The following is a 23,559-nucleotide window of genomic DNA, read 5'->3' on the forward strand; positions in this document are numbered from 1 at the left end:
TCCCGTCGTGATCGTCATCGGACTCGTTCTCGCCGCCCTCGCGGCGCTGCTGCACGTCTACATCTTCGTGCTCGAGTCGCTGCTCTGGACGACCCCGCGCGCCCGCTCCACCTTCGGCACCACCGCCGGAGAGGCCGAGTCGACGAAGGAGCTCGCCTTCAACCAGGGCTTCTACAACCTGTTCCTCGCGATCGTGACGATCCTTGGCGTGATCGTGCTCGCCTCGGGAGCCACGGCCGTCGGCGCCGCCCTCGTCTTCACCGGCACCGGATCGATGGTCGCCGCAGCCCTCGTGCTGCTGCTCTCCTCCCCCGGCAAGCGGCGCGCGGCCCTCACGCAGATGGCGCCCGGACTGCTCGCGGTCCTCGCGCTCGGCATCGGCCTCGCCGCCTCCTGATCCCCACCCCCACGACCCCTCGGAAGGCTCCATGACCACCGTCACCAGCACCCAGATCCAGCTCGTCCGCCGCCCCGTCGGCTGGCCCGTCGCCGAGGACTTCCGCACCGCGCAGGTCGAGTACGACGAGCCCGCGGCCGGCGAGATCCGCGTCGAGAACGCCTTCCTCTCCGTCGACCCGTACATGCGCGGGCGGATGAACGATGTCAAGAGCTACACCCCGCCGTACGCACTCGGCGAGACGATGACCGGCGGCGCGATCGGCCGCGTCACCGTGTCGAGCGACCCGGAGTTCCCGGTCGGCGCCGTCGTGCTGCACCAGCTCGGCTGGCGCGACATCGTCCAGGCCGAGACCTCGGCGTTCCGCGTCGTCCCCGAGATCCCCGGCGCCCCGCTGTCGCTGCGACTCGGCGTCCTCGGCATGACCGGCCTCACCGCCTTCGTCGGCCTCACCACCATCGCCGGGCTGAAGGAGGGCGACACCGTCTTCGTCTCCGGCGCCGCGGGAGCCGTCGGCTCGGCCGCCGGCCAGATCGCCCGACTGCTCGGCGCGAAGCGCGTCATCGGCTCCGCCGGCTCGGCCGAGAAGGTCGCGCTGCTGACGGAGAAGTACGGCTACGACGCTGCGTTCGACTACCACGCCGGTCCCGTCCGCGAGCAGCTCGCCGCGGCGGCGCCCGACGGCATCGACGTCTACTTCGACAACGTGGGCGGCGACCACCTCGAAGCGGCGCTCGACGCCTTCAACGACGGCGGACGCGCGGCGCTCTGCGGCGCGATCGCCGGCTACAACAGCACCGAGAAGCCGGCCGGACCCGACAACATGGCCAACGTCATCACCCGCGCGCTCACGCTGCGCGGCTTCACCCTGTCGGCGTACCTCGACCACGCCCCGGAGTTCAACCGCCTGATGGGCGGCTGGTTCCAGGAGGGGAGCATCGCCTACGACGAGACCGTCGTCGACGGCATCGACCACGCGGTCGACGCCTTCCTCTCGATGATGCGCGGCGGCAACACCGGCAAGATGATCGTCCGCCTCTAGGACCTTCCCTGCTGGTCGAGGGGGTGCGCAGCGCCCCCTTCCCTGCTGGTCGAGTAGCCGCGCAGCGGCGTATCGAGACCCGCCCACCGGACGACGGCGGATCTCGATACGCCCTCTGCGAGGGCTACTCGATCACCATGGAATTGCACGCGTCGCAGACGCGCTCCTCTTCCCTGCTGGTCGAGTAGCCGCGGAGCGGCGTATCGAGACCCACCCGATCATCGACGGCGGATCTCGATACGTCCTCTCCGAGGGCTACTCGATCAGCATGCGGTGCGCCCGCCGCGGCGTCAGCGCTTGACGGCGTCGATCTTCAGCATCTTGGCGATGACGGAGTCGAGCTCGGAGTCGTCGAAGATCTTCTTCCAGTCGTCCTTGATGAGCGCCTCGCGGCCGTAGCCCATGGCGATGTGGCACGCCTCCGAGAACGGGTTCGAGCCGCGCAGGCCGTTGGTCAGCGCGATCCAGGTGTGGCCGTAGAGCATCGCGCGGGCGGCCTCGTAGGGAACGCCGACGCCGTTGACGGTCTCGTCGAGCGCCTCCTTGAGGAACTCGCCCACCATGCAGGCGATGGTCTCGACCAGGGTCGGCTCGAGCACGGCGAGCTGCTTGACGGTCACCCAGTGCACGGCGATGACGGGCGCGTAGATGGTCGAGATGACCTTCTCCGCGATGGCCCGCACGTCGTCGTCGGCGTCCTCGAGGGCCGCGACGACCTCCTGGGGCGCGGCGATGCCGCCGAACGTGTCGGCCCACTCCTCCGGAGTGGTGCGCTCGAGGAACACCGACGGGTGGCACGGGTGCGCCACGGCGTAGTGGATGTCCTCGCGCTTCGCCAGCAGCCCCGCGTAGGCGGCGGCCGGGTCGAGAGTGAGGATGATCGCACCGCTCTTCATCTGCGGGATCACGTCCTCCGAAACCGCGCCGAGCACGACGTCCGGGACGGCGAGGATGACGACGTCGGCGTCCTTCACGGCGTCGGGCGTCGCGGTGATCTCGCGGCCGGCCTCGCGGGTGCGCTCCTGGCCGGCGGGCGAGGCCTCGCTGTAGAGGGCGTTGTAGTCGGACTTCTGCAGGTTGTTCGAGACCCGCATGCCCATCTTGCCGCCGGCGCCGATGACGGCGACGGTGAGGGCGGAGGCGGCGGTGCCCGGGGTGGTGGTGGTCGTGGTGTCGGTCATGAGTTCCTTCTCCTGAGCTGGTCGAGGGTGGTGCGGGTCCACTCGGCTTCGAGCCGGGTGGTGACGAGCGCCTGCTCCGCGGCGGGAACGGTGTCCTGCCAGGGGAGCCAGAACTCGATGATCTGGGTGATGCCGCGCTCGGCCGGCCGGAGCAGCGCGAGCATGCCGTCGTAGTCGAGACGGCCGTCGCCGAGCGCCGTGCCGGTGTAGACGAAGCCGACCCAGCCGGGGTTGCGGCTGAAGTCGAAGTCCTTGACGTGCCAGTTGGCGACGTACGGAGCGCAGCGGGCGGTGACGTCCGCCGGCAGCTCGAGGTTCGCGACGGTGTTCGCCGGGTCGAGGCAGATCCGGATCCGCGGGTGATCGAGCGTCGCGATCACGTCGACGAGGTCGGCCGTGCTCACCTGCTCGTAGGTCTCCAGGGCCAGCGTGACGCCGGCCTCCTCCAGCTCGGGGGCGATCGTGCGCAGGCGCCGCAGCGTCTCCGCGCGGTCCGGCCGGTCCTCCCCCGACGTCCACATGCTGCGCAGCAGCACGACGTCGAGCGCGCGGGCCAGGCGGAGCCAGCGGCGCAGGTGCGCGGGATCGGTGCCCCGGGTGCCGAGCTCGAGCGCGACCCCCTCGGCGTCCGCGACCGCGCGCAGCGAGGCGAGCCGCTCCTCCGAGTACTCCTCGAGCGCCGGCACGTCGCAGAGCTGCAGCAGGTCGACGCCGAGCGCGGCGGTCTCGCGGACCATGTCCTCGACGCCGAGCGGCTCGGGGACGCGGTCGGAGGAGCGCCAGAAGAAGGCGTAGCTGCTGAGGCCGAGGCGGCTCACGGGCGGGCCTCCGAGCGGGAGCGCACGAGGGCGAGCGCCTCGTCGAGAATCGCGCCGACCGCCTCGGGATCGTGCGCGAAGCGGCCGAGGAACAGCCCGGGCACGCGGCCCTCGAGCGCGGTCAGCAGGCCCGGTCCGGCGCTGCCGCCGTAGATGACGCGGCTGCCGGCGCGGCCGGGCAGCTCCGCGAGGGCCGCCTCGAGTGCGGTGACGACGCCGGCGATGAAGGCCGGCTCGGCCGGCTCCGGGGCACCGATCGCCCAGACGGGCTCGTAGGCGGCGAGGATCGGGCCGACGGCGCCGGCCTCGTCCGCGTCCGCGAGGGCGGAGCCGATCTGCGCGAGCACGAGCTCGACGGCGTCCTCGACGGAGCCGCGCTCCGTCTCGCCGACGCAGAGCAGCGGCACGAGTTCGTTGCGGAACGCCGCCGCGACCTTCGCGCGGACGCGCTCGTCGTCGTCGCCGAAGAGCGCGCGCCGCTCGGCGTGGCCGATCTCGACCAGCCGGCAGCCGACCTCGCGCAGCTCCGCGCCGCTGACCTCCCCCGTGAACGCTCCCGCGTCCTCCCAGAACAGGTCCTGGGCGCCGAGAGCGACACCGGCCTCCGCCGCGAGGGCGCCGACCGGCACCAGCGCGGGGAAGGTCGGCACCACGAACAGCTCGACGACACCGGAGGCGGTCGCCTCGTGCATCCGGGCGATCTCGGCGATGCGCCGCATCCACTCGAGCGTCCGCGCGTGGCCGAAGTACATCTTGAGGCTCACGCCGACGGTGAACGCCGGGGCGTCCCCGGCGGCGCGGCTCAGCACGAGCCGACCGTGGCGGCGTCGTCGGCGACCGGGTTGCCGGCCTCGTACGCCTCGATCACGCGGACCTTCTCCGCGGAGGCGGAGGACGTGTCGAACTCGTAGCCGAGCCACTCCTTCGCGAGGCGGCGAGCCAGCTCGATGCCGACGACGCGCTGGCCCATGCAGAGCACCTGCGCGTCGTTGGAGAGGATCGAGCGCTCGACTGAGAACGAGTCGTGCGCGGTGACGGCGCGGATGCCGGCCACCTTGTTGGCGGCGATCGCGACGCCGAGCCCGGTGCCGCAGATCAGGATCGCGCGGTCAGCCTCACCGCGGGCGACCATCTCGGCGGCGGCGATGGCGACGCTCGGGTAGGGCGTGTGCGACGAGGCGTCCACGCCGACGTCGACGACGGACGCGACGCGGGAGTCCTTCTCCAGGTCTGCCTTGACGATCTCCTTGTAGTCGAGACCGGCGTCATCGGAGCCGACGACGAGGCGGAAGGGTGCGCTCATGAGTGTTCTCTCCTTGCTGGAAGCGGATTCGGGGACGGTGTCGACGCTACGCGCCGCTGCCGACAGAGCCGGGGGTCGCGGAGCCGGAGGTGCCCGAGCGCAGCACCGCGCCGATCGCGGTGACGATCAGCCCGAGCGAGTGCGCCCCCGCGTCGGGGGTGCCGAGGCTCTTCTCGGCGTGCGGCCGGGCGCGGCCCATCCTCGGCAGCAGCTGCGCGGTCGCGGCGGCGGCGGCGGTGCAGGTCTCGGCGGCCCGGGTCCAGGCCACGGGTAGTTCCTCGCCCGCGGCGACGGCCTCGGCGAGGACGTCGGCGAACGGCACGAGGGAGTCGACCATCGTCTTGTCCCCGGGCGTCGCGCCGAAGCGGAGGATCGCGGCGCGGGCGCCGTCGACCCCCTCGACCACCGCGGCGGCCGTGGGCGCGGCGGTGTCGCCGAGCGCCGAGCCGACCGCGGCGAGCGCGGCGCCCCAGAGCGCTCCGGAGGTGCCGCCGGCCCGATCGGACCAGGCGTCACCCGCGTGGGCGAGCACGGTCCCCGCCCCGGCACCGGCCTCGAGCGCGGCCCGGGCGGCGGTGACCGCCGCGTGCACGCCGCGCTGCATGCCGATGCCGTGGTCGCCGTCGCCGGCGACCGCGTCGATCCGCCCGAGCTCGTCGGCGCTCTCGTCGATGGTGCTCTGCGTCGCCTCGAGAGCGGCGAGCACGGTGCGGGCGGCGTCACGGGAGTCGTCGCTCGCCTCGCCGATCACGACCGCGGCCGTCTCCTGCTCCGTCACCGCGGCCTGCTCGGCGGGACGGACCGAGCCCTTGCGGTAGGCGGGCGCCTCGGCCGGCGCGGCCCAGAGCCGCTCCAGCTCGTCGTCCACCCAGAAGAAGGTGAGCGAGACGCCGGCCATGTCGAAGCTGGTGACGAGCTCGCCGACCTCGGGCTCGAGCACCTCGAGGCCGCGCTCGCGCAGGCGCCGCTCGACGCCGGAGTAGACGACGAACAGCTCCTCGTACTTCACCGAGCCGAGCCCGTTCAGCACGACGACGAGGCGCGAGCCCTCGGCCGCGTCGACGCCGTCGGGCAGCTCGGCGAGTAGGGACGAGACCAGCAGCTCGGCGAGACCGTCGGCCGTCGGCACGTCGTCCTCGCGGATCCCCGGCTCGCCGTGGATGCCCATGCCGACCGCCATCCGCCCCTCCGGAACGGTGAACAGCGGCTCGGACGCCCCGGGCAGCGAGCAGCCCGAGAACGCCACGCCGAAGGAGCGGGTGCGCTCGTTGGCGAGGCGGGCGATGCGCTCGACCTCGTCCAGCGACGCGCCCTCCTCCGCCGCGGCACCCGCGACCTTGAAGACGGTCAGGTCGCCGGCGATCCCGCGGCGCTTGTGCTTCTCGGCGACGCTCGCGCTCGAGACGTCGTCCGTCACCGTCACGGTGCGGACGTCGATCCCCTCGTCGCGCAGGCGCCGCTCGGCCGCGTCGAAGTTCAGCACGTCGCCCGCGTAGTTGCCGTAGCTCAGCAGCACGCCGCCGCCGTGCTCGGCCGCCGCGGCGACCGCGTGCACCTGCTGCGCGGACGGCGAGGCGAAGAGGTTCCCCATCGCCGCGCCGTGCGCGAGACCCTGCCCGACGAGTCCGCCGAACGCCGGGTAGTGGCCGGAGCCGCCGCCCACCACGAGGGCGACCGAGCCGGGCGCGCTCACGGTCGAGCGCACCACGCCGCCCTGCACCCGCCGCACGAAGCGGCGGTTCGCGGCGACGAAGCCGTCGATCATCTCGTCGGCGAAGTCGGACGGGTCGTTGTAGAGCCGGGTCATCAGGAGTCCTGTTCGAGGAGAAGCGTCGGGCGATCAGCGGGTCGTGCGGGTGCTCAGTGCGCGATCACGTCGACGCTGGGGGCGTCGAGAGGTGCGTCCTTGTAGCGGCGCGCCAGCAGGGACATCAGCACGGCCGAGAGCAGCAGGAAGAAGCCGACGATGAACATCGGGACCTCGTAGCCGCCGGTCGCGTCCTTCAGGGCGCCCGTGATGTACGGGGCCGAGAAGCCGGCCAGGTTTCCGACGGTGTTGATCAGCGCGATGCCCGCCGCAGCCGCCGCGCCGGTGAGGAACCGGGTCGGGAAGGTCCAGAAGTTGGGCAGCGCCGAGAAGATCGCCATCGCGGTCACGGTGATCACGGCGATCGTGGCCGCCGGGGAGCCGGCGAAGAGCGCGAGCGGGATGGACAGGCCACCGGCGATCGCGGGGATCACGATGTGCCAGGTGCGGACGCCGCGGCGGGTCGCGTCGCGCGACCAGAGGTAGAGGGCGATCGCCGCGGGCACGTAGGGGATCGCGGTGATCAGGCCCTTCTCGAAGATGCCGAAGGTGGTGCCGTACTGCTCCTGGAAGCCCTCGATGATCGTGGGCAGGAAGAAGGCGAGGGCGTAGAGGCCGTAGATGAAGCCGAAGTAGACGAAGCTCAGCATCCAGACGCGGCCGCTCTTGAAGGCGGAGGACATCTTGGGGTGGGTGGTGACGCCCTTGGTCTTCACGTCCTCCTCGCGCTTGAGCGCGGTGGTGAGCCAGACCTGCTCCTCGCGGGTCAGCCACTTCGCGTCGGAGGGCTTGTCCTTGAGGTAGAACCAGGCGATGACGCCGATGACGATCGCCGGCAGCGAGACGCCGAGGAACATGAAGCGCCAGCCCTCGAGGCCGAGGATGCCGTCCTGCTCGATCAGCAGCCCCGCGAGCGGGGCGCCGATGACCGTGGTGAGCGGCTGCGCCAGGTAGAAGAGCGCGAGGATCTTCGAGCGGTGCTTGGCCGGCACCCAGAGGCTGAGGAAGAGGATCGCGCCCGGGAAGAAGCCCGCCTCGGCGACACCGAGCAGGAAGCGCAGGGCGACGAGCTGCTCGAAGTTCTGCACCCAGGTGAAGAGCAGCGCGACGATGCCCCAGCTGACCATGATGCGGGCGAGCCAGCGGCGAGCGCCGAAGCGGTGCAGCGCGAGGTTGCTCGGCACCTCCAGCAGGATGTAGCCGATGAAGAAGACGCCCGAGGCGAAGCCGAACTGGGCCGCCGAGAGGGCGAGGTCGGCCTCCATGCCGTTCGGCGCGGCGAAGCCGATGGCCGTGCGGTCGAGATAGTTGATGAAGAACATCAGGGCGACGAACGGCACGAGCCGGATCGACACCTTCCTGATGGCGCTCTTCTCGACGGCGGCGTCCGCCGTCGCGGTTCCGCCTGTGCGGGAGGGAAGGTCCACGTCGATCTCCTGATCCGTGTCAACGACTGTGTTGGGTGGTGCGGGGTGGGGCTCGGGCCGCCTTCGGGGGGAATTGGCTGACCGGTTGACCAATTAGAGGATGCCGTGCCGGGGCGCCGATTGTCAACCGGTTCTCCGGTCGCGTCGCTGCGGGTGGGGTGCCGGCGCGGTTGCTACGGTCGGACCATGCCGGCGTACCCCGAAGACGATCCGTCCCTCGTGCGCCTGGAGCTGCAGGTCCTCCCCCGGGGCACCGCCGTCGCCGAGGTGGCGAAGCAGCTCACCTCGCTGCTCACCCGCGGCGACCTCGTGCCCGGCTCCCGCCTCCCGCCGGAGCGCCAGCTCGCCGAGAGCCTCGGCGTCGGCCGGTCGGCGGTGCGCGAGGCGCTCGCGGCGCTGGAGATCCTCGGCATCGTCACGGTGCGGCCCGGCTCCGGCACCTACCTGCGCGACAGCACCTCCGAGCTGCTGCCGACGACGCTGAGCTGGGGGCTGATGCTCTCCGCGGGGCGCACGGCCGAGCTGATCGAGGTGCGCGGCACCCTGGAGGTGCAGGCCGCGATGCTGGCAGCGCTCCGGATCGACGAGGAGGGCCTCGAGCGCCTGCGCGCGCACCTGGCGGCGATGGAGTCGCACCTCGACGACATCGCGGCGTTCGTCGAGGCCGACGTGCGCTTCCACCTGCAGATCGCGGTCAGCGCCGAGAACGTGGTGCTGCGCGATCTGCTGCAGACCATCCGCTCGCTGCTGCGACTCTGGGTCGAGCGCGCGCTCAGCAGCCCCGAGCAGGCCCTCGACGCCTTCACCGAGCACCGCGCCGTGCTCGAGGCGATCGAGGCGCGCGACCCGGCCGCCGCCGCGCGGGCGATGGAGGCGCACATGAGCACCGCGTCCCGGCGCCTGGCGGACACCGGGAGCTGATCGCGGGCTGCCGATCCGGGGCTGCCGATCGCGGCCCGCGGTGGCAGACTCGGCCCATGAGCGACCTCCTGCGCCGCGGTGCCGCGGCGGCCCTGACCCTCGCCGCGGTCGGCCTCCTCGTCACCGGCTGCGCGGGGCGCGCCGACATCGCCTCCTCCACCTCGCCGCTGCCGCGGCCGAGCGCGACGGCCACGGTGACGCCCACGGCCTCGCCCACCGCGACGGCGTCGGCACCCGCCTCGATCGTCCCAACCGCGGAGCCGACCGCCGCGCCGACGGCGGCACCCGAGACTCCCGCCCCGCTGCCGACTGCGACCCAGCCGCCGGCACCCGCGCCCGAGCCGGCGCCCGAGACCGTCCGCTGCGTCGGGAGCGACCTCTCGCTCGAGTACCGCGCCGACCCCGACGCGTCCGGCGCGGGCAGCAGCGCCTTCGACCTGATCTTCACGAACACGACCGACCGGACCTGCACGCTCGCCGGCATCCCCGGGGTCTACGCCGCGGGGGCCGACGGCAGCCGCCTCGGCGCGGTCGCCTCCGCCGACGGCCCGAACCCGGCCGGCCTGCTCGCCCTCGCTCCAGCGGCGCAGGCGGACGTCCGGGTCGCCTGGCACTCCCCCGGCGCCTTCGGCTGCCCGACCGCGACGTCGACGTTCGTGGTGGCCGAGGTGATCGACGCGGTCGATGCCGCCGTCCGCGCGCCCGCGGCGATCGAGGTCTGCACCGACAGCACCGTGTACCTGGACGCCTCGACCTACACGCTGCTCGGCTAGGTCCTGGGCCGGTCCCCCGTGGACCGCGCCCAGGTGGTGGAATGGACGAGGACAAGGAGAACCCATGCTCATCCCCCCGCACGACACCGGCGCCCGCGCCCGGTCCACCCGCCTGCCCTCCGCGGCGGCCACCCGCTCCGGCGGTCGCCCGCTGCTGTCCGAGACGGTCGCCGTCTGATGGCCGAGGAGCGCGCGATCCTCGCCGGCGGCTGCTTCTGGGGCCTGCAGGAGCTGATCCGGGACCTGCCGGGCGTCTTCGAGACCCGCGCCGGCTACTCCGGCGGGACGACCCCGAACGCCACCTACCGCCACCACGGCGACCACGCCGAGGCGGTGGAGATCGAGTTCGACCCCGAGCAGACCTCGTACCGCGACCTGCTCGAGTTCTTCTTCCAGGCCCACGACCCGACCACCCGGAACCGGCAGGGCAACGACATCGGCACGGGCTACCGCTCCGTGATCGTCGCCCTCTCGCCCGAGCAGGAGCGCGTCGCCCGCGAGACGATCGCCGAGATCGACGCCTCCGGCCGCTGGCCGGGCCCGGTCGTCACCGAGGTCCAGCCGGCCGGCGAGTTCTGGGACGCGGAGGAGGAGCACCAGGACTACCTCCGGAAGCATCCCGGCGGCTACACCTGCCACTGGGTGCGCCCGGGCTGGACGCTCGACGCCTGAGCGTCGGGCCGCTTCCGGCGGCACCCGGGCAGCGGATCGGGGCCGACGCCCTGATCGCGACCCGGGCGCCCGCGGCGGCGCTCACGTCCCGCGGAGGGCCGCGATCGGCTCGATGCGGGAGGCGCGTCGCGCCGGCACGCTGCCCGCGAGCAGTCCGATCAGCGCGCCGAGGAGCGCGCCGCCGAACGCCACCCCGGGGTCGAGCACCGGGGTCCACTGCTGCGCGAGCGAGACCGCGAGCACCGCGAGGACGCCGGTCGCTGCACCGAGCAGACCGCCGAGGAGGCCGATCACGGCCGACTCGACGATGAACTGCTGCGCGATCCTGCGTCGTGTGGCGCCGAGGGCACGGCGCAGGCCGATCTCGCCGACGCGCTCCATCACCGACAGCGTGGTGACGTTGGCGATGCCGACGCCGCCCGCGAGGAGCACCACCACCGAGAGGATCAGGAACACCAGGTCCACGTCGGCGCGGACGTCGCCGGCCAGCTCGGACCGGCCGCCTGGCGCGGAGACGGAGACGGAGTCGGGTGCGTCCGGGGCGAGGGTCAGCGGAGCCTGCGCCGCGACCTGCGGGCCGGCGCCGATGTCGATGCGCGCCTGGAGGTCTCCCGGCGTCGCGAGCGCGAAGTCGGCCCGCGCGGTGCCGGTGGGGAGGACGACCGCGTCGAGCAGCTCGGCGCGGGCGTGGACGTCGGCGAAGATCCCGAGGACCGAGTAGGCGACTCCGTCGATCAGGATCGACGGCCGGGAGTCGACGCGCTCGACACCGAGCCGCTCCGCCGCGCGGCTGCCGAGGACGACGACGCGGTCGGCGCGCGCGTCGTGTCCGGAGTCGAACATCCGCCCGGTGGTCACGTCGCCCTCGAGGGTGCCGAGGAGATCGGCGGAGGCGGCGAACACCCGCGGCGGGGCGGCGGCGGGCGCCGAGGGGTCGTTGACCGGGACGGCGGTGACGCTCGCGCCCTCGCGGAGGGACACCTCGCCGACGAGAGCCGCCTGCTCGACACCGGCGAGCCGGAGCACCCGGTCGACGGCGTCCCAGGGCAGGCGCCCGGTGGCGACGCTGTCGCCGGAGGAGTCCTTCGCCTCGGCCGGCTGCACGACGACCTGGGTGGCGGCGAACGCGTCGAACCGGCGGGCGAGCTGATCGGCGGTCGTCTGGGCGAAGCCGATCGTGGCGACGAGAGCGCCGATGCCGAGCACCGTGCCGAGCAGAGTCATCACCAGCCGGGCCGGCCGCGTGCCGATGTCGGAGGTGGCCTCGGCGAGCAGGTCGGCGGCGGTGAAGCGGTCCGCGCGGCGGACCGGCCGCAGCAGCGCGGACGCGGCGGCCGAGCGCGGTCGCCGGCGCCCGAGCCGCCGGCGCAGCGCCGCGAGTGCCGGGCTCATGCGGTCACCTCCTGCATCCGTCCGTCGGCGATGCGGAGGCACCGGCGCGCCCGTCGGGCGACGGCGAGGTCGTGGGTGATGACGACCAGGGTGAGTCCGGTGTCCGTCAGCTCCTCGAAGAGCCGCATCACGTCCGCGGTCGTCGAGCCGTCCAGATTGCCGGTGGGCTCATCGGCGAGGAGGAGGCTCGGGCGGGCGACCACGGCGCGCGCCACGGCGACGCGCTGGCGCTCGCCTCCCGAGAGCGTGGTCGGCAGGAAGCCGAGCCGGTGCCCGAGGCCGACCCGGAGCAGGGCGTCGCGGGCGCGCGCCTCGCGGTCGGCGCGCGGCGTCCCGCTGTAGAGCATCGGCAGCATCACGTTCTCGAGCACCGTGCGCCGCGGCAGCAGGTGGAAGGACTGGAACACGAAGCCGATGCGCTGCGCCCGCACGGCGGCCCGGGTGTCCTCGTCGAGCGCCCCGGTGAGCGCGCCGTCGAGCCGGTACTCGCCGACGCTCGGCCGGTCGAGCAGCCCGAGGATGTTCAGCATCGTCGACTTGCCCGAGCCGCTGGGGCCGACGATCGAGACGTAGTCCCCCTCGTCGATCCGGAGGCTGACGCCCTTGAGCGCCTGCACCTCGGGCGGACCCGGGAACGAGCGGGTGACGTCCCGCAGCTCGACCAGCGGAGCGGTCACCGGCCGACCACGACCAGGTCGCCCTCGTCGAGCGTCCCGTCCACCGGCGACACCTCGACCGCGCCCTTCGCGGCGAGTCCGGTGGTGACGACGACGAGCCGGGTGGCGGCGCCCGGGTCGCGCGGATCGCCGTCGACGACCTCGACCCGGCTCTCGCCGCCGGAGCCGGCGGACAGCGCGGCGACCGGGACCGAGAGCACGGCGCCCTCGGTCGCTCCGACCGCGACCGTGACCTTGACGTTGGTGTCGCGCAGCTGCTCGATCTGCTCGGGCGAGAGCGGATCGGGGGTGAGCGTCACCGTCCAGCGCCCCTTGCCGTCCTTCGCGGGATCGACACCCGACACCGTGGCGCCGTGCGACGACCGGTCGGGAAGTTCGAACGAGGCCTTCTGCCCGACCGAGAGCAGCCGCGCGTCGGCCTCGGCGGCGGAGCCGGAGAGCTCGACCTGCGCGCCGGAGACCGTCATCGCCGCCCCGGACAGCACGCTGCCGCGCTTGGCGGTGACGGCGTCCACCCGCCGCGGGAGCGAGGTGAGGAACAGCACCTCGCCTGCGGGGAGCGCCGGGAGGACGGACTGGCGGGCGCGGGTGAGGTCCTCCTGGGCCTGCGTCACCTGGGACTGCGCCGACTCGACGGCGCCGCGCTGGGCGCCGGTGTCGGTGCTCGCGCCCAGCTGGGCTCGCCGGAGCTCGGCGAGGCCGAGCGCGTCGTCGAGGTCCGCGATGCGGAGGCCGTCCGGCGGCTCGGCCGCGTGGGCGGCCTCCAGCTCGCGTCGTGCGCTCGCGACCGCGTTGTCCGCCTCGCGGACCTCGACGGGCGAGGAGCCCGCCCGAGCGGCGTCGAGCTCCTTCTGCGCGGCGACGAGTCCCTGCTCGGCCGAGCGCAGCGTCTCCTGGGCGGCGCGGACGACGTCCTCGCCGTCCTCCTGCGTCGCGGGCGGCGCGTAGCCGGCCTGGGCGTACAGCTCGGTGACCGCGTTCGCGGCCGTCTCGTCGAAGACGTCGTCGGCCGGGTCGCCGGCATCGATGCCGAGGCCGCGCAGCGCCGTCTTGAACTGCACCACGTCCGGCCCGGACACCCCGAACCGCAGGGTCCGGTAGGCCGGCAGATCGCCGGGGAGGACGATGACGGGGCGGCCGGCGATCTCCAGGGCGATCGACAGCGGCGACAGCTCGGTGCCGGCCGCCGGGACCTGACCGGTCACCACTGCCGCGCCCTGGATCCCGGTCGTGTCGATGGTCACCTCGACGGCGTCCGCGTAGCGCACCTCGCCGCGGAGGGTCACGTCGTTGCTCAGCTCGCCGGACTCGACCGGCGCGGTGATCAGGCCGGGGGCGGGCGGCTCCGCGTTCGCGGCGGCCTCGGCGGGCGACACCACGAACCTCCCGACGAGCAGTCCCGCGACGAGGCTCAGCAGCGCGGCGGCGGCCACGATCCAGAGGACGCGGTTGCGCGAGACGACGGCGGCGAGTGCGGCGAAGCGGCCGCGACGCCGCGGAGTCTCGGAGCCGTGGTCGGGATCGTCGGCGGGCTCGGTGACCGCGAGGAGGTCGAGCGGATCGGTCGGCGTCGGATCGGAGGTCGTTCGACCGGTCGGCTCCGAGTCGGGCGGCGTCGGATCGCCGGAGCCCGGGCGGCGGGGAACGCGCATCTACTCGCCCTGCTCGGCGTCGGCCTTCAGCGCGTCGAGCTCGGCGCGGTGGTCGTCGATGAACCGCTGCTCCAGCGCGTCCTGGACCTTCTTGTGCACCGCGGTGTAGTCGGTCTTCTCCCGGCAGTCCAGATCGGCGAGGGCGAGCTCGATCTCCTCGTCCTTCACCGTGACGAGCTTCGGGTCGGTCGGCTCGACCACCTGGTCGCCGGCCGCGTCGTAGACCGCCGTCAGCTTGTCGCTGATCGAGTTCACGGCCACGTAGGGGGTGGCGAAGCCCGGGTAGCCCGCGTCGCTCAGGCAGGAGGACCACGCGGCATCGAGATCCGCCAGCTCGGGGACCGACTGCAGATCGGTGTAGAACTCGTTCAGCGCGTCCATCACCGGCTTGTGCTTCTCCGCCGACGCCGGGTCCTCCCCCTCGAGCTCGTGCTGGGCGGCGCCGAAGCAGCCCGCCGTCGTCCAGTCGTACTCGTACGACCCGTCCTCGGAGGCCGCGGCGTCCTCCGGCTCCGCCGGGCCGTGGAGCGCCTCGGAGTAGGCCGCCTTCTCGGACTCCGAGAGGCTGTCGTAGTACTCGGAGTTGGCGTCGACGTACTCGTCCTCCGGCTCGGCCGAGTCGTAGCGACCGGGAGAGTCGACGACGCCGTAGCCGTACTGCGCGACCCATTCGCGATCGTCCGGCTTGTAGGCGTCGGCGTCGGACGACGAGAACGACGCCGACTGCACGCTCGGGGTGTAGTCGAAGCCCGACTCCTGCATACAGGTCGCGACGAGCTCCTCGCGCTTGCGGTCCTGCTCTCTGTACTTCTCCTCCTGCTCCTCGGGCGAGAGGTCGCCGCCGTAGAGCGCCCCGAGGTACTCGACCAGCGGAGAGGTCGGCTCTTCGGTCTTCGCGTCCTCGGCGGGGGCGGAGCAGCCGGAGAGCGCCAGCACGCCGGACAGCGCCAGAGCGGACAGTGCCAGTGCGGAGCGTGCGGTGGTCAGGTGGGCGCGGCGTCGATGCTTCACGGAGGTCCCTCTCGTTCAGGGGCGCGCGGCGCGGGCGGGGGTCCCGCGCTCGCGCGCCGCCGACGACGATACCGACGGATCCTCACCACCGTGTGGTCGGGGCGGGCTCTGGCGTCGCACGTCGGTCGACCCGCCGCGGGACGCCCACATCGAGCGGTTCCGGCGGCGCGAGACGTCGGTCCGCGGACGCGGCTACGGTGTCAGCAGCACCCGCGCGGCTCCGCCCGGTTCGAGCACGAACGGCTCGCCGACCGCTTCCCCGGCCGCCTCCCAGCGCTCGATCCCCGTCGGATCGACCGCCACCGCGACGCCGCCCGGGTTGCCGAGCAGCACCACCCGGCCGTCCGCGGCGACGGCTCCGAGCGCGACGAGTCCCGGCGCGTCCACGTCCAGACGAGGTGTCCCGGTCAGGGCCGCCGCCCACTGCAGCACCGCGCCGGCGGCCGTGACGCCGGCCGCCGCGGCGACACCGCGCGGTCCCCACTGCTCGAAGTAGGCGAGGGAGGCGACGCCCGGGGCCGCGAGCGCGTCGAGGCTGCCGACGACCCAGGCCGCGAGCTCGGGCGCGTGCTGGCGCACGTCGTCCGCACCCGGGACGATCTGCGGGCCGTAGCCGGACCGGTCGATGTCGGCGGCGCCGGGGTCGAACGGCGAGGTCGACACCGCGTTCATCCGCGCACCGAGCGTGACCGGACCGATGTGCAGGCGGCGGCCCTGCGCGAGCGCCGTCGCGTCGCGCACCACCGTGCGCTGCACGGCGAGGGACTCGACGAGCTGGTGCCCGGAGCGGTCGTGCATGAAGGGGGTGATGCTGAAGGCGAGCGGCGCGTCCACGTGCGCGAGCGCGTCCGCGCCCCGGTTGAGCTCGGTGAAGTGCGAGCGGACGCCGCCGACGACCTCGGCGCCGCGCTCGGCCGCCGCCCGTCGCGCCGCCTCGAGCAGCTCGGGCGTGCTGCGGTGGCCCCGGGCGGCGAAGACGCCGAGGCGGGCGAGCGGCGCGTCGCCGAACTCGTCGAGGACCGCGGAGACGTCGTCGGGACCGGACGCGACGATGCGCAGATCGATCGGGCGTCCGCCGGCGTCCTCGAGTGCGCGCCGCAGGGCGCGACGCCAGCCCGCCCAGCGCACGTCGCACTCGACCAGCAGATCGAGCGCCGGTCGCACGTCCGACCGGAGGTCCGCCGGCGCGCTCGCGGCGGACGTGCGGATCTCGGGGAGCGGGTGCCCGGCGCTCCCGGTCCGCAGGACGGAGGGGGACGCGGGCGATTCCCGCGTGACGGTCGGCGGCGCGCCGCCGCAGTCGATCCGCAGGCTCTGCCGGACGATCTCCCCCGCGGCAACCGGCACCGGGAACGGCAGGCTCAGCGGCGTCGAGTAGGTCTTGAACGACGCGTCGGTCCAGTTGCGCTGATCCTCCGTCTCGAACACATCGCCCTCCAGGGTCAGCTCGACCGGGACGCCGTCGGCGGACCAGGCGAGACCGGCGAGGTCCTGCGCCGGCTGATGGGGCGCGATCCGCTCGGGGAAGGCGAGGCGGTCGGCGGTGCCGCCCGGGTGACGCGCCTCGACGGGCGCTCCGGCGCTCTCCGTGCCGTGCAGCACGATCAGCCCCAGGCGGTTGCGGAGGAAGGGCGTGCTCGCCCGCGCCTCGAGTGCGATCGTGAGCGAGTCGCCGGAGAAGTCCGCGCGCAGGGTCCAGGCGACGCGCGCCTCCCCCTGAGCGCTCTCGCCCTCGACCACGAGAGTGCCGCCCTCGATGTCGAGCGCTGCGCGGACGGTCGCGAAGGTCCCCCAGTCCTCGTCGCGGACGACGAACCGGACTCCGCGGAGGATCCGCGCGGCGCCGAAGCAGAGGTCGTCGAGCCGGCCGTCGGAGTACCGCAGCGACCACGGGCCGCTTCGGACCGTCCGCGCGTCGCGCTCGGCGGTCTGGAGGAGCCCGGCCGGGACCGTCGGTGCGGCCGGCGAGATCTCGATCGCGGGCACGATCAGAGGGTGGTCATGCCGCCGTCGACGCGGAAGAGCGCGCCGGTGGCGTAGCTCGACTCGTCGCTGGCGAGGTAGACCATGATGCCCTCGACGTCCGCCGCGGAGCCGGGTCGACCGAGCGGGATGCGCGAGGTGATCGCGGCGCGGGCCTCGGCGTCGCCCGAGATCGCGGTGACCAGCGGGGTCTCGGTGTAGCCGGGGACGACCGTGTTCACGCGGATCCCCTCTCCCGCGTAGGCGGCGGCGACGGTGCGGGCGAGGCCGTGCATGCCGGCCTTCGAGCTGCTGTAGGCGGTGAAGTCCTGGCCCTCGCCGTTGAGCCCGGTCGGGCTGCCGGTGAGGACGATCGAGCCGCCGCGGCCTCGCAGTGCACGGACGGCGTGCTTGACGGTGAGGAAGGTGCCGGTGAGGTTGATGTCGATCGTGCGGCGCCAGACGTCGAGGTCGAGGTCGGCGATCTTCGCGTCCTGGCCGAAGAGCTGCACGCCGGCGTTCGCGACGACCACGTCGACCGCGAAGCCGTCGGCCGCGAGACGGGCGAAGGCCTGCTCGACGCTGCTCTCGTCCGAGATGTCGAGCCGGACGGCGACGGAGTCCGGGAAGGCGGCCGCTGCGTCCTCCGCCGCGGCGAGGTCGCGGTCGGTGAAGGCGACCCGGGCGCCCTCGCGTGCGAAGCGCTCCGCCACGGCCCGGCCGATGCCGGAGCCGGCTCCGGTGACGAGGGCGGTCTTGCCAGTGAGGCGTCCGGTCATGCGTGCTCTCCTTCGAGTCGATCTGCTCCGATCATAGGAGGCGAACCGGTTGACCGCCTAGGCCGTGTCTGCTCGATTCCTGCGGTCGGCGCGACCCCTTGACCCGGCCCGGTCGAGCCGCGACGCTCGCTCTACACGTCCCGCACCACCCCACCCCTCCCGGAGGTCACCATGAAGGTCGGCTCGCTCGTTCTCCGTCTCGCCGTCGGCGGTCTGTTCGTCGGACACGGACTGCAGAAGCTCCGCGGCTCGTTCGACGGGCCCGGCCTCGACGGCACCGAGCAGATGATGAAGAGCCTGGAGCTGCACCCGGCGCGCCGGAACGCGGTCGCTGCCGCCGTCACCGAGACCGCGGGCGGCGCCGCGCTCGCCCTGGGCCTGGCGACGCCGGTCGCGGCGGCCGGGCTGATCGCGACCATGGTCACGGCCGTCCGCAAGGTGCACTGGTCGAACGGCCTCTGGAACAGCGGCGGGGGCTGGGAGTACAACGGCCTGCTCGCGGCCGCCGCGACCGCGATCGTCGCGGACGGACCGGGCGCTCTCTCCTTCGACGGCCTCGTCGGGAAGCGGAAGTGGGGGGCCGGCTGGGCGCTCTTCGCCCTGGTCGCCGGCGCCGCCGCCTCCACCGCCGTGATCGAGGCCGGACGCCGCGCCGCACCCGCCGAGGTCGAGGACACCGGCCGCGAGACCCCCGCCGCGTCGGACTCCCCCACGGCGTCGGACAACACGGCGTCCTGACGTCCTGCCCTCACGAGCACCCGCGCCCGTGCGCACATGCTGCTCTCACGAGCACCCGCACTCCTGCGCACATGCTGATCGAGTAGACCGCGAAGCGGGCGTATCGAGATCCGCCGTCGTCCGAAGGAGGGTCTGCAGACCCGCCCTTCTGGCGGAGCCGGGTCTCGATACGCCCCTGCGGGGCTACTCGACCAGCATGCGGGGGGCCGACATGCGGCGTGAAGCCGCACCCGATCCGCAAGGAGCGGACGTGGACCCCCTGCCGGTCGAGCAGCCGTCCGCAGGACGGCCTGTCGAGACCCGGTAGCGTCGGCACGTGACCGCCTCCACTCCCCCCGCCGTCCGCCAGCTCCGCCTCGTCGTCCAGGTGGACGACCTCGACGCGGCGCTCCGCTTCTACCGGGACACCCTCGGCCTGACCGAGCGCGCCGCCTTCGAGGGCGACGGCGACGCCCGCGTCGCGATCCTCGAGGCCGGCGTCGCCACCCTCGAGCTGGCGAACCCCGCGCAGGTGCGGATGATCGACGGCCTCGAGACGGACGGCGACACGAGCGACCCCCTCCGGATCGCCTTCGAGGTCGACGACGCCGCCGCCGCGACCGCGGCCCTCGCCGACGCGGGCGCCGAACTCGTCGCCTCCCCGCGGGAGACGCCCTGGCGCTCGCTCAACTCCCGCCTGCGATCCCCCGACGGCCTGCAGCTGACGCTGTTCGAGGAGCTCGGAGCCGCGCCCGAGGACGACGCGGACGACGAGCTCCTCCTCTGGCAGCGCGCCGTCGACCGGCTCGACGGCCTCGAGGATCCGGACGGTGTCGTCGAGCGGATGCGAGTGCTCGCCGCGCGCTACCCGGGCAGCGACGGCGTCGCGCACTTCGAGCTCGGCGGTGCCCTCGACAGCGCAGGCCACGAGGCGGAGGCGGCCGTGGAGTACGAGCGCGCCGTCGCCGCCGGTCTCGACGACGAGCGCCTCGCCCGGCTGAGCATCCAGTACGCCTCGACCCTGCGGAACCTCGGCCGGACCAAGGAGGCGATCGTCCTCCTCTCCTCCGCCCAGCCGCACCCGTCGGTCGGTGCGGCGCGCGAGGTCTTCCTCGCACTCGCCCTGCACAGCGCCGGCCGCACCGACGAGGCGCTGAGGACCGCCCTCGAGGCGCTCGCCCCGACGTTGCCGCGCTATCGCCGCTCGGTCGCCGCGTACGCCGCCGATCTCACGGACTCGGCGCCGCAGAGCTGAGACAGCCGGTCGCCGGACGGCGCGCCCACCGCCGCGGGCCCTCGGCCCTGCTCACTCCGCGAGCAGCGCGTCGATCTGCCCCATCGCCTGGTTCATCCCCTCCTCCATGCCCATCTGCACCATCTGCTCGAGCTGCTCGAGGGTCTCGAAGGAGGAGCGGACGGTCATCCGGGTGCGTCCGTCCACCTCGGCGAGGGTGACGACCGCGTGGGTGACGCCCAGCGAGTCGTCCGGGCGCCCCTCCTCGTCGGCGAAGCCGTCGTCGAACTCGAACCGCGTCGGCTCCTCGACCTTCGTCACCACCCAGTAGCCGCGGGCCTTCTCCCCGTCCGGCCCCGTCATGAAGTACCGGCTTCGCGAGCCCTCCACCGCCTCGTGCGCCTCGAAGGTCGCCGGCCAGGTCGGCGGTCCCCACCAGCGCTCGAGCCGCCGCGGGTCCACCCAGATCCGCCACACCCGCTCGACGGGCGCCTCGAACTCGGCGGTGATGGTCATGGTCAGGTTCTCGATGTCCTTGACGGACTCCACGACGGTCATTGTGCACGTCCCTTCCTTCGTTCCTCCGGCGGTCGCACCTCGTCCTCGGCGAGGACGTCGGCGATGCGATCGACGCGATCGCGCCAGAGCAGCTCGTAGGCCTCGATCAGTCGCGCCGCCCTCCTGAGCGAGGCGACCTCTCCGCTCACGAGCTGCTCCCTCCCGCTGCGGCGCTTGCGGACGAGCTCCGCCCGCTCCAGCACCGCGACGTGCTTCTGCACCGCGGCGAAGGACATCTCGTAGCGTGCCGCGAGCACTGTCACGGACTGCTCCGCTTCCAGCACCCGTGCGACGATGTCGCGCCGCGTCCTGTCGGCGAGCGCCTGGAACAGCCGGTCGACATCGCTCTCGTCCTCGATTCGTACAACCATATGGTTGCACGTTACTCGCGCTCGTCCGAGGAGGCAAGAGCCGCGCTCGGCACCGCGTCACCACGTGCTCTCCGCGCCGGTCACACGTGCGCCGCCGCCCGGTCCAGCGACCGCGCGGCGGAGTCGAGCACCCAGTCGGGCACGGCGCGGATCTCGAGCACCGACCGGTGGAGCTTCGCCAGCGAGTAGTGCGGGTCGATCCGGAGCGCCTCCTCGAGGTGCCGGGTGGCGATCGAGGAGACGCCGAGCGCCCACCAGCACCAGGCGAGGACGGTCAGCACCGGCGGCCGCGCCTCGACGGGCGCGAGCGCTGCCGCGCGAGCGAGCCGACCTGTCGCTCGCTCGGTCCGCTCGAGATCCGGGCCGGGCCCCGTCCCCATCATCAGCGACGCGGAGAGCAGGTCGTGCGCGTCCTCGAGTCCCGCGTCGGCGTCGCCCTCGACGAGCTCGTCCATCAGGCGGCCGGTGCGCGCCTGCTCCTCCTCGAGCCGCTTCTGACGCCGCCGCTCCTCGATCGCCGTCTCGCAGCCGAGGGCGATCTGCAGGGTCGCCTGATCGCGCAGCGCCGGGGACTGCAGCACCCGGATCAGCGTGGCCTCCTGCCGCGGTGCCGGCGGACCGTGCAGCCACCGCTCGACCAGGCCGATCACGTCGTGCGCCCCCGAGGCCGGATGACGCACGATCGCCTCGACCGTCGCGCGATCGGAGTCCGAGACCGTCGGCAGTGCGGCGAGCGCCGTCACGTCGAGCGGCTCGGGAGCCGCCGCGCGCGCGAGGACGCCGGTCCGGCTCTCCTCGATCTCGGCGAGCGGGCGCGGCTCGCGCGTCTCCTCGATCGAGGTGTAGCGCCCCCAGCCGTCGGCGGCGACGCAGGCCACGCCGACGATCCCGAGGTCGGTCCGCTCCAGCCGCCGGAGGACGGTGCGGCCGAGGTCGAGCAGCGGGATGCCGTGCGCGGTCGCGTAGCTCTGCCGCGTGTAGACGATGGCCAGCACCCCGGTCGCCCGCGAGATCGACGCCGTGAAGCGCTCGCACCGGCCCGCCAGCTGATCGATCTCCGCTCGGCGCAGTCGGTGAGGGATCGGGAAGCGGAAACCGCCTCCGGCCCGGTTCCCGAGGAACGGGACGACGACGAGAGCGTCCTCCGGATGGAGGCCGATCATCGAGGGGACGGCGGCGAGCAGGTCGGGCAGCCCGCTCACGCGGAGGAGCTCCGGCTCCCGGGAGGGGCTGTGGCGGGCGGTGGCGAGGCGATCGGTAGGAGTCATGCGGCTACGGTCGTCGTCTCCCCGCCCGCCGCGGGAGCCGGTCGGCGGATCCGTGGAGAGCCGTCGCAACTCCCGTCCTGTGGAGGGACGGCCTCACCTCGACGCAGCGGCGTGCATCCGCTCGAGAGCCGCGCGCACGGCCGCGAGCGTGTCCGGATCCCCGTCCACCCGATGCTCCACGCCCACCGGGATCCAGACCAGCGCCGCGAGCAGACCGGCCACCGTCTCCGCCTCCACCGGCCAGCGCGTCCACCGAGCGTCGAGCGCGACGGATCCCGCCGACCATCGCCCGAAGACCCGCACCACCTCGTCGATCGGCATCGCCAGGTCGATCACGAGCTCGAACCGCGCCGTCCGCCCGGTCGAGGCCACGAACGCCGCCGCGTCGCCCTCCGGGAGCGGCCGGGGCTCGAAGTGCACGCGGGTCTCGAGGAGCCGGCTCACCCGGTCGAGCCGGAACGTCCGCCAGTCCTCGCGCTGCCGGTCCCAGCCGACGAGCACCCAGCTGTGGTGCGTGGACACCACCGCGTGCGGCTCGACGACGCGGTCGCTCTCCGCCCCGTCCGCCGCGACGTAGTGGAAGCGGAGCCGTTCGTGGTCGCGGCAGGCCAGCGCCATCCGGCCGAGGATCTCCGGCGGGATCGACGCGGCGCGCGGCCTGGCGGACCGGAGCACGCCGCCGACCGCGCTGACGCGCTCCCGCAGAGCGCTCGGCAGCACCTGCTCGAACTTCGCGAGGGCGCTCAGCGTCGTCCGCTCGCCGTCGGCGAGCCCCTCGTCGGCCGCGAGCCGGAGTCCGACCGCCACGGCCACGGCCTCGTCGTCACTGAGGAGCAGCGGAGGAACGCGGCTGCCCGGCTCGAGCCGGTAGCCGCCGAGTGCGCCGCGGGTCGCCGCCACGGCGTAGCCCAGCTCGCGCAGCTGCTCGATGTCGCGGCGCAGAGTCCGCTCCGTCACGCCGAGGCGCGCCGCGAGGACCGGCCCCGACCACTGCCGATGGGTCTGCAGCAGGGCGAGCAGAGCGAGTGCGCGGGAGGTGGTCGCGGCCATGCCGACATCCTGCTCCTCCATGAGGACGTCAACCGACCTGATGCCGCTCTAGCGTCGTCCCCGAGAGCCCGGCCGGGCGCTCGAAGGACACGGAGCAGGAGAGACACCATGGACATGAAGCTCGAGCTCGTCGCCGTTCCGGTGACCGACGTCGATCGCGCCAAGCGCTTCTACGTCGAGCGGATCGGCTTCGTCGCCGACCACGACCACACGGTGCACGAGGGGCTGCGCTTCGTGCAGCTGACGCCTCCGGGGTCGGCCTGCTCCATCGTCCTCGGCATCGGCATCACCGAGATGGCGCCCGGCTCGCAGAAGGGCCTGCAGATGGTCGTCGCGGACGCGGCGAAGGCCCGGGAGGAGCTGCTGGCCCGCGGTGCGGAGGTGTCCGAGGTCGACTCGCAGCCCTGGGGCGAGTTCGTGCACTTCGCCGATCCGGACGGCAACACCTGGGCACTGCAGCAGATCGTGATCCCGGATCTGTCCTAGCGGCGGCGCTCTCCTCAGCGGCCGGATCGGATTCTGAGACGATCCGCGCCCGCCCGACACT

At 73.5% G+C, this 23,559-nt stretch carries 24 protein-coding genes; 8 read left to right on the forward strand and 16 right to left on the reverse strand.

Going from position 1 to position 23,559, the window contains the following annotated elements; all coding sequences use genetic code 11:
* Positions 1-7 precede the first annotated feature (7 nt).
* Both C1I64_RS09270 and C1I64_RS09275 read left to right on the forward strand, forming a co-directional pair.
* A complete protein-coding gene (locus tag C1I64_RS09270) occupies positions 8-397 on the forward strand; it encodes a DUF1304 domain-containing protein (protein ID WP_127887003.1) in 390 nt (129 codons plus the stop codon).
* Positions 398-428: 31 nt separating this feature from the next.
* Entirely contained in the window at positions 429-1,439 is a 1,011-nt protein-coding gene (locus C1I64_RS09275) for an NADP-dependent oxidoreductase (RefSeq protein WP_127887004.1), read from the forward strand.
* A gap of 290 nt (positions 1,440-1,729) precedes the next feature.
* Here C1I64_RS09275 and C1I64_RS09280 read toward each other — a convergent pair whose 3' ends face one another.
* Genes C1I64_RS09280 through C1I64_RS09305 form a run of 6 tightly spaced genes read right to left on the reverse strand, consistent with a single transcriptional unit; the run spans position 1,730 to position 7,870 of the window.
* Positions 1,730-2,620 (reverse strand): phosphogluconate dehydrogenase C-terminal domain-containing protein, encoded by an 891-nt coding sequence (locus tag C1I64_RS09280; protein WP_127887005.1) that lies wholly within the window; start codon positions 2,618-2,620, stop codon positions 1,730-1,732.
* Positions 2,617-3,438 carry a sugar phosphate isomerase/epimerase family protein gene (locus C1I64_RS09285; RefSeq protein ID WP_244209436.1) on the reverse strand — a complete coding sequence of 274 codons (822 nt, stop codon included), beginning with the start codon at positions 3,436-3,438 and terminating at the stop codon, positions 2,617-2,619. The genes C1I64_RS09280 and C1I64_RS09285 overlap by 4 nt, the downstream gene beginning before the upstream one ends.
* Positions 3,435-4,247, reverse strand: a complete 813-nt coding sequence (locus tag C1I64_RS09290; protein ID WP_244209437.1) for a triose-phosphate isomerase family protein — start codon at positions 4,245-4,247, stop codon at positions 3,435-3,437. The genes C1I64_RS09285 and C1I64_RS09290 overlap by 4 nt, the downstream gene beginning before the upstream one ends.
* Positions 4,241-4,741 carry a ribose-5-phosphate isomerase gene (locus C1I64_RS09295; protein WP_127887006.1) on the reverse strand — a complete coding sequence of 167 codons (501 nt, stop codon included), beginning with the start codon at positions 4,739-4,741 and terminating at the stop codon, positions 4,241-4,243. The genes C1I64_RS09290 and C1I64_RS09295 overlap by 7 nt, the downstream gene beginning before the upstream one ends.
* Positions 4,742-4,787: 46 nt before the next feature.
* Positions 4,788-6,548 carry a dihydroxyacetone kinase family protein gene (locus C1I64_RS09300; RefSeq protein WP_127887007.1) on the reverse strand — a complete coding sequence of 587 codons (1,761 nt, stop codon included), beginning with the start codon at positions 6,546-6,548 and terminating at the stop codon, positions 4,788-4,790.
* 53 nt (positions 6,549-6,601) lie between these two features.
* Entirely contained in the window at positions 6,602-7,870 is a 1,269-nt protein-coding gene (locus tag C1I64_RS09305) for an MFS transporter (protein ID WP_221181106.1), read from the reverse strand.
* A 291-nt stretch (positions 7,871-8,161) separates the two neighbouring features.
* Here C1I64_RS09305 and C1I64_RS09310 point away from each other — a divergent pair, with 291 nt between their 5' ends.
* The 3 genes from C1I64_RS09310 (at position 8,162) to msrA (ending at position 10,341) form a co-directional block, all read left to right on the forward strand.
* Positions 8,162-8,896, forward strand: a complete 735-nt coding sequence (locus C1I64_RS09310) for a FadR/GntR family transcriptional regulator (RefSeq protein ID WP_127887008.1) — start codon at positions 8,162-8,164, stop codon at positions 8,894-8,896.
* 56 nt (positions 8,897-8,952) lie between these two features.
* Positions 8,953-9,669: a DUF4232 domain-containing protein gene (locus C1I64_RS09315; protein ID WP_127887009.1), complete on the forward strand. Its 717-nt coding sequence runs from the start codon at positions 8,953-8,955 to the stop codon at positions 9,667-9,669.
* 177 nt (positions 9,670-9,846) lie between these two features.
* Positions 9,847-10,341: a peptide-methionine (S)-S-oxide reductase MsrA gene (gene msrA / locus C1I64_RS09320; RefSeq protein WP_123446063.1), complete on the forward strand. Its 495-nt coding sequence runs from the start codon at positions 9,847-9,849 to the stop codon at positions 10,339-10,341.
* Positions 10,342-10,422: 81 nt separating this feature from the next.
* Here the strand turns inward: msrA and C1I64_RS09325 are convergent, their stop codons facing one another.
* The 6 genes from C1I64_RS09325 to C1I64_RS09350 form a co-directional block, all read right to left on the reverse strand.
* A complete protein-coding gene (locus C1I64_RS09325; protein WP_123446062.1) occupies positions 10,423-11,733 on the reverse strand; it encodes an ABC transporter permease in 1,311 nt (436 codons plus the stop codon).
* Positions 11,730-12,410 carry an ABC transporter ATP-binding protein gene (locus C1I64_RS09330; protein WP_123732934.1) on the reverse strand — a complete coding sequence of 227 codons (681 nt, stop codon included), beginning with the start codon at positions 12,408-12,410 and terminating at the stop codon, positions 11,730-11,732. Before C1I64_RS09330 ends, C1I64_RS09325 begins: the two co-directional genes overlap by 4 nt.
* On the reverse strand, positions 12,407-14,062 hold the full coding sequence (locus C1I64_RS09335) for a hypothetical protein (protein WP_208645109.1): 1,656 nt from the start codon (positions 14,060-14,062) through the stop codon (positions 12,407-12,409). Before C1I64_RS09335 ends, C1I64_RS09330 begins: the two co-directional genes overlap by 4 nt.
* Positions 14,063-15,073, reverse strand: a complete 1,011-nt coding sequence (locus C1I64_RS09340) for a hypothetical protein (RefSeq protein ID WP_127887010.1) — start codon at positions 15,071-15,073, stop codon at positions 14,063-14,065.
* A 192-nt stretch (positions 15,074-15,265) separates the two neighbouring features.
* Positions 15,266-17,059, reverse strand: coding sequence for a D-apionate lactonase family protein (locus C1I64_RS09345; protein ID WP_127887011.1), 1,794 nt, complete (start codon positions 17,057-17,059; stop codon positions 15,266-15,268).
* A gap of 2 nt (positions 17,060-17,061) precedes the next feature.
* On the reverse strand, positions 17,062-17,814 hold the full coding sequence (locus tag C1I64_RS09350; protein ID WP_123446058.1) for an SDR family NAD(P)-dependent oxidoreductase: 753 nt from the start codon (positions 17,812-17,814) through the stop codon (positions 17,062-17,064).
* Between the two features lie 171 nt (positions 17,815-17,985).
* Between C1I64_RS09350 and C1I64_RS09355 the strand changes: the two genes are divergently transcribed.
* Positions 17,986-18,552 (forward strand): DoxX family protein, encoded by a 567-nt coding sequence (locus C1I64_RS09355; RefSeq protein ID WP_127887012.1) that lies wholly within the window; start codon positions 17,986-17,988, stop codon positions 18,550-18,552.
* A 316-nt stretch (positions 18,553-18,868) separates the two neighbouring features.
* Positions 18,869-19,786 (forward strand): tetratricopeptide repeat protein, encoded by a 918-nt coding sequence (locus C1I64_RS20535; RefSeq protein WP_244209438.1) that lies wholly within the window; start codon positions 18,869-18,871, stop codon positions 19,784-19,786.
* Between the two features lie 51 nt (positions 19,787-19,837).
* Here C1I64_RS20535 and C1I64_RS09370 read toward each other — a convergent pair whose 3' ends face one another.
* From C1I64_RS09370 to C1I64_RS09385, 4 genes are all read right to left on the reverse strand, one after another.
* Positions 19,838-20,323, reverse strand: a complete 486-nt coding sequence (locus tag C1I64_RS09370) for an SRPBCC family protein (protein WP_127887013.1) — start codon at positions 20,321-20,323, stop codon at positions 19,838-19,840.
* A complete protein-coding gene (locus C1I64_RS09375) occupies positions 20,320-20,694 on the reverse strand; it encodes an ArsR/SmtB family transcription factor (RefSeq protein WP_127887014.1) in 375 nt (124 codons plus the stop codon). The genes C1I64_RS09370 and C1I64_RS09375 overlap by 4 nt, the downstream gene beginning before the upstream one ends.
* Before the next feature lie 80 nt (positions 20,695-20,774).
* The gene (locus C1I64_RS09380; RefSeq protein ID WP_127887015.1) at positions 20,775-21,962 is read right to left on the reverse strand and encodes a DUF4192 family protein; all 1,188 of its coding nucleotides are present in this window, start codon (positions 21,960-21,962) and stop codon (positions 20,775-20,777) included.
* A gap of 93 nt (positions 21,963-22,055) precedes the next feature.
* Entirely contained in the window at positions 22,056-23,012 is a 957-nt protein-coding gene (locus C1I64_RS09385) for a helix-turn-helix transcriptional regulator (RefSeq protein WP_164874497.1), read from the reverse strand.
* Between the two features lie 108 nt (positions 23,013-23,120).
* Between C1I64_RS09385 and C1I64_RS09390 the strand changes: the two genes are divergently transcribed.
* A complete protein-coding gene (locus tag C1I64_RS09390) occupies positions 23,121-23,498 on the forward strand; it encodes a VOC family protein (protein WP_127887017.1) in 378 nt (125 codons plus the stop codon).
* Positions 23,499-23,559 lie beyond the last annotated feature (61 nt).

This window comes from Rathayibacter festucae DSM 15932 (assembly GCF_004011135.1).
GTDB classification, from domain to species: domain Bacteria; phylum Actinomycetota; class Actinomycetes; order Actinomycetales; family Microbacteriaceae; genus Rathayibacter; species Rathayibacter festucae.